The sequence below is a fragment of the Campylobacter sp. GB48 genome (assembly GCF_049221845.1).
Taxonomy (GTDB): Bacteria; Campylobacterota; Campylobacteria; order Campylobacterales; family Campylobacteraceae; genus Campylobacter_D; species Campylobacter_D lari_C.
The window spans coordinates 1-9535 of record NZ_JBMJAR010000024.1; the positions used below are offsets into that span (position 1 = coordinate 1).

The 9535-nt window shown below is 25.0% G+C and carries 8 protein-coding genes and 2 pseudogenes; all 10 read left to right on the forward strand.

The genetic code is table 11. The features are described 5' to 3' along the window. Window positions 1-329: 329 nt before the first annotated feature. Window positions 330-1193: pseudogene (hemH, locus tag ACOTVC_RS08260) on the forward strand (ferrochelatase). Window positions 1194-1205: 12 nt separating this feature from the next. Further along, the gene (locus ACOTVC_RS08265; RefSeq protein ID WP_052243280.1) at window positions 1206-1631 is read left to right on the forward strand and encodes a DUF805 domain-containing protein; all 426 of its coding nucleotides are present in this window, start codon (window positions 1206-1208) and stop codon (window positions 1629-1631) included. Beyond that, entirely contained in the window at window positions 1628-4186 is a 2559-nt protein-coding gene (locus ACOTVC_RS08270; RefSeq protein WP_421628278.1) for a WG repeat-containing protein, read from the forward strand. Before ACOTVC_RS08265 ends, ACOTVC_RS08270 begins: the two co-directional genes overlap by 4 nt. A 1203-nt stretch (window positions 4187-5389) precedes the next feature. Beyond that, window positions 5390-5626 (forward strand): hypothetical protein, encoded by a 237-nt coding sequence (locus ACOTVC_RS08275; RefSeq protein WP_214099741.1) that lies wholly within the window; start codon window positions 5390-5392, stop codon window positions 5624-5626. Window positions 5627-5890: 264 nt separating this feature from the next. Continuing rightward, entirely contained in the window at window positions 5891-7363 is a 1473-nt protein-coding gene (locus ACOTVC_RS08280; RefSeq protein WP_421628280.1) for a DUF6402 family protein, read from the forward strand. Next, window positions 7364-7861, forward strand: coding sequence for a hypothetical protein (locus tag ACOTVC_RS08285; RefSeq protein WP_039626175.1), 498 nt, complete (start codon window positions 7364-7366; stop codon window positions 7859-7861). Then, on the forward strand, window positions 7848-7979 hold the full coding sequence (locus ACOTVC_RS08290) for a hypothetical protein (protein ID WP_016818322.1): 132 nt from the start codon (window positions 7848-7850) through the stop codon (window positions 7977-7979). Before ACOTVC_RS08285 ends, ACOTVC_RS08290 begins: the two co-directional genes overlap by 14 nt. Beyond that, window positions 7980-8471, forward strand: coding sequence for a hypothetical protein (locus tag ACOTVC_RS08295; RefSeq protein ID WP_421628282.1), 492 nt, complete (start codon window positions 7980-7982; stop codon window positions 8469-8471). Between the two features lie 126 nt (window positions 8472-8597). Beyond that, window positions 8598-9101 carry a hypothetical protein gene (locus tag ACOTVC_RS08300; protein WP_214116972.1) on the forward strand — a complete coding sequence of 168 codons (504 nt, stop codon included), beginning with the start codon at window positions 8598-8600 and terminating at the stop codon, window positions 9099-9101. Between the two features lie 118 nt (window positions 9102-9219). Then, window positions 9220-9535: pseudogene (locus ACOTVC_RS08305) on the forward strand (hypothetical protein); the annotation flags it as partial.

Consider the following 9535-nt stretch of genomic DNA (forward strand, 5'->3'; position numbering starts at 1 on the left):
AGTTAGATTTTAGTGAAATAGATTTAAGTGAATTTATTGCTGATATTGTTGGAAATATTGAAGTAGATAAAATACAAGCTGATTCTATAAAAATACAAGAAAAGATTGAAAGCAATCTTGAGAATTTAATAAGAAATGGCTAAGCTCAATAGCTTAATGTTATCCTGCTACATTCATCTTTAAATTATAAAACTCCGTTCTAATATATATTAGAAAAAGATAGTAAAGAGTACCAAATATTATATATGGATACAATTGATTTTAAATTTACACTAAAGTAAAATATAATTAATAAAAGGTTTTTAGTAAAATTAGTTTTATTTTTAAATATGAGTTGACCTACAAATTTACAAGATTGCGAAACTTTTTTAAAAAACATGTTTAATGATCCTTGTATTTTAGGTATTAAGAATAAATTTATAAGAAGATTTGTGGCATGGATTATTACAAAATATCGCGTAAAAGCTATGAGGCAAAATTATAAACAAATGGGTGAAAAATCTCCACTCAATGAGTTTACACAAAGCTTGTGTGAAAAGCTTAATGTAAAAACAAGTGACTTTAAATTTGACTTTATTAATCTTTACGTGTCTCCTTTTGCCAAAGAGGTTTTGCAAAAAATATATCTTAAATGAAAATGATGAAATCATTCTTTCCCTACTTTATCTGTATCATTCTCGCACCACAGTAACTTTATCTTTAGAAGTTTTACAAAATGAAAATTTAAAGCAAAAATAAAAACCATAGATATCTTTTACAAAAATGAGTTTTACAATGAGATGATAGTTTTGCACATTTTAACCAAGAAAAGTAATTTTGATGCTAAAACTTTGATTTTTTAAGCACGTTCTTTGTGACAAAGTATTATTGATAAAGGTGATTTATATGAAAAGCATGCAAATGATCATATAAAACTTTTAAAGGAAAAATTAAAAGATCATTTTGATGAATTTATTTTAGCTTATCAGTCTAAACTAGGTCCTATAAAATGACTTGAGCCAAATACAAATGATATTTTAGCAAATTTAAATAATAAAGCTTTGATTTGTCCTATATTTTTTTGTATAGAATGATTTTTAAGTTAAGCATAGAATTAAATATTTTGGTAAAATTATGATTATAATTTAATTACACGTCCTAATGATAGTGATGAATTTGTTCAGTTTATTTTGAATTATTTATTAAATTTATAAAAGGATTTTAAAATGTTTGAACTTTATTTGAATTTTTGGAAACAAGCTACTGACTTTAAGACGCGAACTAATAGGGGTGATTATTGGGCTGTGATGCTCATGCAAACCCTCGTTAGTCTTTGTGTGGCTTTGGCGTTTTTTTGGTGGTTGCCAATCATTGATCATATTTTTTCGTTCGCAAGTTTGTTGCCTATTTTTGCCATAGGTGCAAGAAGATTGCATGATATAGGAATTAGTGGATGGTGGCAGCTTTTATATATTTTGATTATTCCTATAATCGTGTTTGTGATTTTATATTGTTTCAAATCAAATGAATTTACTAATAAATATGGAGAACGCACACCAGAAACTAGAAATTTTATCCTATACTTTAGTATTAATCTAATCATTGGAATTTTGCTTTTCTTAATTAATGTTGCCTACGAAGGAATAAAATGAAAAAAAATCAAATTCTAGCTGCTCTTTTTTTATCATTATTTTTAAGTGCGTATGGAATCTATGTTTTAAATAAAAATTATAGTTCTATTTTTTATGAAGAGGATGGGTGGAAAGTATTTATTGATAACAGTCATTTTGGTTTTAAAGATCAAAATGGCGTAATTAAAATTGAGCCGCAATTTGATTTAGCTCTAGATTTTAAAAATGGAGTTGCATGGGTTGTACAAGATGGAAAATATGGTCTTATTAATAAAGATGGAAATTTTATTATAAAACCACAATTTGATGATATAAGCTATTTTAGTGATAGTGTTTTCTTGGTTAAAAAAGATGAAAAATTCGGTTTGATTGCTTTAGATGGAAAAATGATTTTAGAGCCCAAATTTACACTTTGCGATAAGTGGCATAGTGTAAAAGCAGATTATGTAATTTCAACAAACAAAGAAAAACTTAAATGGATTGTTATTGATGGTAAAAGTGGTTTTATTGATGAAAATGGCAAAATAGTAGTTGAACCTAAATTTGATTTTGTAGTTCGTTTTTTTGATGGTCATGCTGCGGTTAAACTAAAAGATAAATGGGGTTTTGTTGATGAAAAAGGCAAAATGGTTGTAAAGGTTAAGTATGATGATGTAGCTAATTTTAGTGAAGGATTTGCTGCGGTTAAACTAAAAGATAAATGGGGTTTTGTTGATGAAAAAGGCAAAATACTTGTAGAGCCTAAATTTGATTTTGTATCCGATTTTACAAATGGATTTGCCGAGGTGAGATTAAATGGCAAATTTGGACTTATTAATACAAAAGGGGATTTTTTTATAGAACCCGAATTTGATAAAATAGAACAACTTGAAAATATCATTCTTATTAGTAAAAATGAAAAATATGGTATTGTAAGTTTTAGTGGTAAGATTTTAGAGCCACAATTTGATAGTATACAAAAAAGTTATAATCAAAAGATATTTATGGTGGAAAAAGATTCAAAAATAGGCTTAGTTGATAAAGAAACGCAAATAATTATAGAACCTAAATTTAACACGGTATCTTATAAAAAAAATGATATTTTACAGGTAACAATTGGAGAAAAACAAGGATTGTTTGATATAAAAAGCAAACAGTTTATATTAGAACCGAAATTTGATGATATATATACTTTTAACGACAATCTTTTGCAAGTATTTTTACAAGGTAAACAAGGCATATTTGATATAAAAAATCATCGTTTTATTTTAGATCCAAAATTTGACAAAATCGATGGTTGTGATAATAATACTCAAAGAATCAGCTTAAATGGAAAATACGGAGTTATCAATGAAAATGCACAACTTATCGTACCTATAAAATTTGATTATATATCACCTTGTTTTTCAAATAATCTTGGTTTTGCTAGTGATAAAAATAAAGTAGGTTATATTAATAAAAAAGGAGAGTTTGTTATCCCGGCTAAATTTGAGACAGTCACTCCTTTTAGGTATGGTTTTGCGCAAGTCAAACTTGATAAAAATAAAAAATTTGGACTTATTAATACAAAGGGTGATTTAGTTTTACCTTTTGACTTTGATAGTATTTTTTATATCGAACCACTTGCGACTTCTGATTCTAAACTTGGAAAAATAAAAGAGGCGAATAAAGATGTATCTACAGATAAAGGACAAAAGTTTTTTGAAGTGGAAAAAAAATATAAATTTGGAATTATGGATAATTATAGAAAATGGATTGTTAAGCCTCAAAACTATCTCATAAAATATTTTGATAAAGATATAGGATTCATCATCTCCAATGGCTTATATTATGGCATTATGGATATGCAAGGTAAACTTATTATCAAGCCACAATATAATTCAATTTATAAATTTTCTAATAAGCTTTATAAAATTAGCATAAAAGATAAAATAGGTATTATTAATGAAAAAGGTGAAACTATTTTAGAACCAAAATTTGATTATATAAATACCGACGATTATCCTTTTAAATTTAAACAAGGCACTCGATATGGTTTTTTGGATGAAAAAGCTAATGTTTTATTTGAAATCAATTTTGCTTATGAAAATTATTTTAATAATATTTCGACATTAGCAGATAAATATTGGCTCGTTGAAAAAGAGGGTAAATATCAAATTTTTAATATGAAAGATAATAAAGTTACTTCCAATTTATCTTTTGATTTTATACAAGAATATAAGAATTTTATTATTGCCTCTATAAACAACAAAATAGGTATTATGGATAAGGATTTAAATTGGCTTATTTTACCTAAATTTGAAGAATTTAAAGAGTTTGGTAAAAACTATTATAAAATAGTCCTTGATAATAAAATAGGACTTTTAGATAATAATTTGCGCACTATTTTAGAGCCAAAATTTGATTATATTGATGAAAAATTTAATAATGGTTTTGTAAAAATTAGATTTAATGATAAATATGGATTTATTAGCGAAAAAGGTGAAATTATCGAACCACAATTTGACAAAATTTGGAATTTTGAAAACAATATAGCTAAAGTATTGATAAATCAAGAAATAAAATTTATCAATACTAAGGGCGAATTTGTAGAATAACCATAAGATGTAAAATGAAGAATTTTAAATTTTTTTATTATACTTTTTAGTATTATTTTTGAATTTGCAAAAAATGTAAATTCATTAAGTAAAAAAAATGCAAAAGTGATAATTTTAATGGCGTATAAGTTCAAATATATTTAGTGCTTTCTTGGCTAATAAAAACTATTATCTCTTATTTAGCCAAGGAACATTGATTGATAAACTAACTAGGAGGTATTTGTATAAATAAATTACCTATCTAGAGATATAGAAGGACTTGCTAAATTAAGATGATATGGTTATATTTTGAAATGAAACATAAATCAGTAGAGTAAAGAAAAAATATATTTTTTATAAACATCGTGATTTAAAAATTACTTTAGAATTGAAAAACTTAGAAATATTTACCCAAATTTAGATAAAGATTATATTGCTTATTAAAGTCTTTTTTTGATAAAATTCTATAGTGTTTCTACTATATGAAGAATTACCTCTAAAGCAAAATGAGAATGGTGCCTATAAGAATAATTATATTGGTAAAATAAAAGCTATAAGAAAATGGAGTTTTAAAAATATAAAAACTATTAGTTTTAAATTATAAAACTCCATTGTATTATGTCTTATAAAAAGATAGTAATTTTGGATGTATACAAGTTATAAAATTAGTTTAATACTTGTTTTTATTGTTAGTTTTTTTTAAATTATATATTTAATTATAGTTTTGTAAAATAATGATTTTTGTGAAATATTTTGTAATAATTTATAAATATGGATGTTTTTTATACCTTTTCAAAATTTGTCAAATAAAAACCCTAATAAGTTAGATAAAATAGATGTAATATTAAACTTAGAATAAAACAAAGACGTAAAATCACAATAGGATTAATAACACATGAAACTTCATCTTTATTTTAACAATAAAAAAATCAAATAATTTAAAAAAACAATTTTTTATAAAGATAAAACAAGCTTTGTTTTATCTTTTTCTTGTTATCTTTACTTTTTATAATATCACTTATTTAACTCTTTTAGCCTTTTTTCTTTTCCCTTTCTTTGGATGGACTAGCTTATTTATACTTTCTACCATATGGGTGTATTTATTTTTAAAGCTTGTTTTTTATCTTGTTTTTAAACTTTCTAATATTGATAAAAAAATTAAAAAAGTTTTATTTATTTTTACCTTATCCATTATTTATGCTTCTTTGGTTTGGATGTTCTTTTGTGTTTCTTGAATGGCAAAGTAGTTTTAAAGAATTTGAGAGTTTGTGTGGGAACTTAAAAAATAGAGAAGTGATTTATAATCAAGAGATTTATGATAGAGTTAAAGGTAAAAACTATGTTGTAAGAGTAAAATTTGTTGAGAGCAATATAGGGTTAAAGATACAAAAAGTAGAATATCAATATTATGAAATTGCAACAAATATTTTATATAAAGGTTATTTACATATAGTTGGCTAGATAATAGGTATGTTTACTAAAGATGGAAGAATATTAGGTTGTGATAGCATTGATGAATATAAGAAAAAAATAAAAGAAAGAGGCTACTAATGTATGAAAAACAAACCAAATATATGAAACTTTATAAATATACTAGAGTGTATTAAATTAATTTACTGATTAAATAAAAATTATTATTAATAAAATTTTAAAATAATAAGGCAATAAATAAAATAAAAAATGAAAAACTTTTTTGATAAAATCTTATTTTAACAGGTTGTATTAATGAATAAATTTTTAAAAAACCAAATTTATGTTGATGATATAAATTTTAGCACTTTACAATATGATGAAACAGTTTTACCTACAGAATTAGAGTGTTGTTATAATGAATTTAAATACTATCAAAAAAGCAATAATGAAATAGCAACACTAGGTTGGGCTGTTAGTTATCAGCTTCAAGTATTGTGGCAAAATAGCCCTAAGATAGACACTATACAAAACTATCAACTCCCTATAAAGCAAACTAAACCTAATAATCCCCAAGCAGAACAAAGACTAAAAGAAATACAAAATTTCTTACAAAGTAAAGGTATAGAACCCCTTATTTTACATTATACCCCTTATCCAAAAAACACACAAACCCAAGATATGAAAAGACTAAGGCAAAATTCAGAGCGTTTTTCACGCCATGTAGATAATAAAACAAATGAAGTAAGAGAAGAAAAGCGTTCTATTAAATTCTACGCTACGCTAGATTGGGATAAGTTTTATTCTCATTTTCCTATAATAAAAAGACTAAGTAAAAAATTTCATACAAAAGAAGACATATACACTCAAAATTTTACAAAGCAAATAGAAATAATCTTACAAAAAACTCATAATATTTTGACATTAAAAAATTTACCTCAAGGAGAATATAAATTTGATTTTGCCATCGATATAAAAGAAAATCGAAGCGATAAAAATGAAGAATCTTATATCATCATTAAAGAAAATGATGAAATTTCAAAAGATTATAAACGCGTTTTAGACTGTAAGCCCTATGAGCTTGATACTCTAAATTGTCAATATATAGGTGTGGGTGATGATGAGTTTTTCAGACAAATTTGGCAAAATTTAGGTATAAATATTGCAGAGAAATTTAAGGTAGATTTTTCTTATGCTAGACTTGATAAATTTATTTTTGCGACATCGCCATTTGGACTTACTTATAATACATATGAGACTTTGGAGCAAACTTATGATGAACTCATGCAAGATCTATCTCTTTATGCTTGTAGTGGTAAATTTTCTTTTAATTTTGTTCCTTCAAAATTAAGCATTAAAAAAGAAATTCAAGGAGATAGAGAAAAGGTATCATACCGCGTTGATGAAATGCTTGTTTATGTTTATGATAGCTTTGATTTTTTAGATCAAGGGCATGAATTTGATGATGATGGAAATTTTATCAAGCTAGGGCAACCTGTTGGAGCTTGGGATTTTAATGAAAAGAGTTTCAGTATAGAAGGTTCTTTATATCAAATGGGAACTTATAGGTATAATGATGTAGTACAAGATACTTTTGTTGAAATAACCTTTAAAGACATCCTACAATCCCCAAAAACTAAACAATACTATATTTACAATCAAGATTATCAAGACTATCAAAAATTTACTCCTTATGGTTTGGATTTTAAACTTTATAGTAAAGATTTTATTGCCAAACTTGATTTTAAAGATAAAGCTTATAATGTGCTTTATAATACAGGAGTTTAAATGGGAGATAGTATTACGCTTTCTATTTTTGTAGGTTCGTTGCTATCCATTGTTATTATCATAAAATTTTATCTTACAGCTTTAGTTGTGTTTATTGCTTTTTCTATTATAAATTATTGGATGAGAATTAACATAAAAGAATTTGTAAAATCTTATTTTTTAATATCTTTTATTATCTTTTTTATGGCTATTGTTATCGTATTTTATCTTACTTATGATCTTGAAACTTCTAGAGGGCTTGTATTGCTTGGTCCTCCAGAAGTTGAAAAATTATCACTACAAGAGTATAAAGCGTATAATTATTTTGGATTTTTAAGTGGTATCACCATTATCTTTTTAGTGATCACTTTTTTTATACTTCCTTGTTTATTACAGGCTTATTTATTTAAATGCCATAGTACAGGAGAAAAATGCAAAAAATTAAGTTGGTTTATAGGATTTGTGTGTAATGTTCCTATATTGATCTCAAGTGTTTATGTGATATATGAAAATTTTTAAAGACTATCAAAAATTCACTCCTTATGGTTTGGATTTTAGACTTTATAGTAAGGATTTTATCACTAAACTTGATTTTAAAGATAAAGCTTATAATGTGCTTTATAATACAGGAGTTTAAATGGGAGAAGATATTGCATTTTCTATTTTTTGGGGTTTGATAGGATTTATTCTTGCTTGCAGTGTTATAGAATTTTATCTTATAGCTCTAAGCGTTCTTATTGTCTTTTCTATTTTAAATTATTGGATTAGGATTAATATAAAAGAATTTGTAAAATCTTATTTTTTAATATCTTTTATTGTCTTTTTTATGGCTATTGTTATCGTATTTTATCTTACTTATGATCTTGAAACTTCTAGATCGCTTGTATTGCTTGGTCCTCCAGAAATTGAAAAATTATCACCACAAGAATATAAAGCACATAATTATTTTGATTTTTTAGGTGGTATAACTTTTATTTTTTTAGTAATCACATTTTTTATACTTCCTTGTTTATTACAAGCTTATTTATTTAAATGTTATAGCACAGAAGAAAAACGCAAAAAATTAAGTTGGTTTATAGGATTTGTGTGTAATCCTATATTAATGGCGGGTGTGTATGTGATGTATTAACATCTTTAAAGACTATCAAAATTCACTCCTTATGGTTTGGATTTTAAACTTTATAGTAAGGATTTTATCGCTAAACTTGATTTTAAAGATAAAGCTTATAATGTGCTTTATAATACAGGAGTTTAAATGGGAGAGAGTATTACACTTTCTATTTTTTGGGGTTTATTTGGATTTATTCTTGCTTTTACTAATATAAAATTTTATCTTACAACTTTAAGTGTTCTTGTTGTCTTTTTTATTATAAATTATTGGATTAAGATTAATATAAAAGAATTTTTAAAATCTTATTTTTTAATATCTTTCACTATCTTTTTTATGGCTATTGTTATCATATTTTATCTTACCTATGGTATTGAAACTTCTAGGGATCTTGCATTACTTAGCTCTCTAGAAGCTAAAGAATTGTCACCGCAAGAATATAAAGCATATAATTATTTTGGATTTTTGACTTGTATAACTATGTTTTTTTTTACAATCACATTTTTTATACTTCCTTGTTTATTGCAAGCTTATTTATTTAAATGTTATAGCATAAAAGAAAAACGCAAAAAATTAAGTTGGTTTATGGGATTTGTGTGTAATATTATTATATTAATTGCAAGTGTGTATTTGATGTATATATTTATTTAAAGACTATCAAAAATTCACTCCTTATGGTTTGGATTTTAGACTTTATAGTAAAGATTTTATCACTAAACTTGATTTTAAAGATAAAGCTTATAATGTGCTTTATAATACAGGAGTTTAAATGGGAGATAGTATTGCACTTTCTATTGGCTGGGGTTTGATTTTGTTTATTGCTAGTTTTACTACTGTAAGAATTTATCTTATAACTTTAAGTATTCTTATTGCCTTTTTTATTATAAATTATTGGATTAAGATTAATATAAAAGAATTTGTAAAATCTTATTTTTTAATATCTTTTATTATCTTTTTTATGGCTATTGTTATCATATTTTATCTTACTTATGATCTTGAAACTTCTAGAGGGCTTGTATTGCTTGGTCCTCCAGAAGTTGAAAAATTATCACTACAAGAGTATAAAGCGTATAATTATTTTGGAT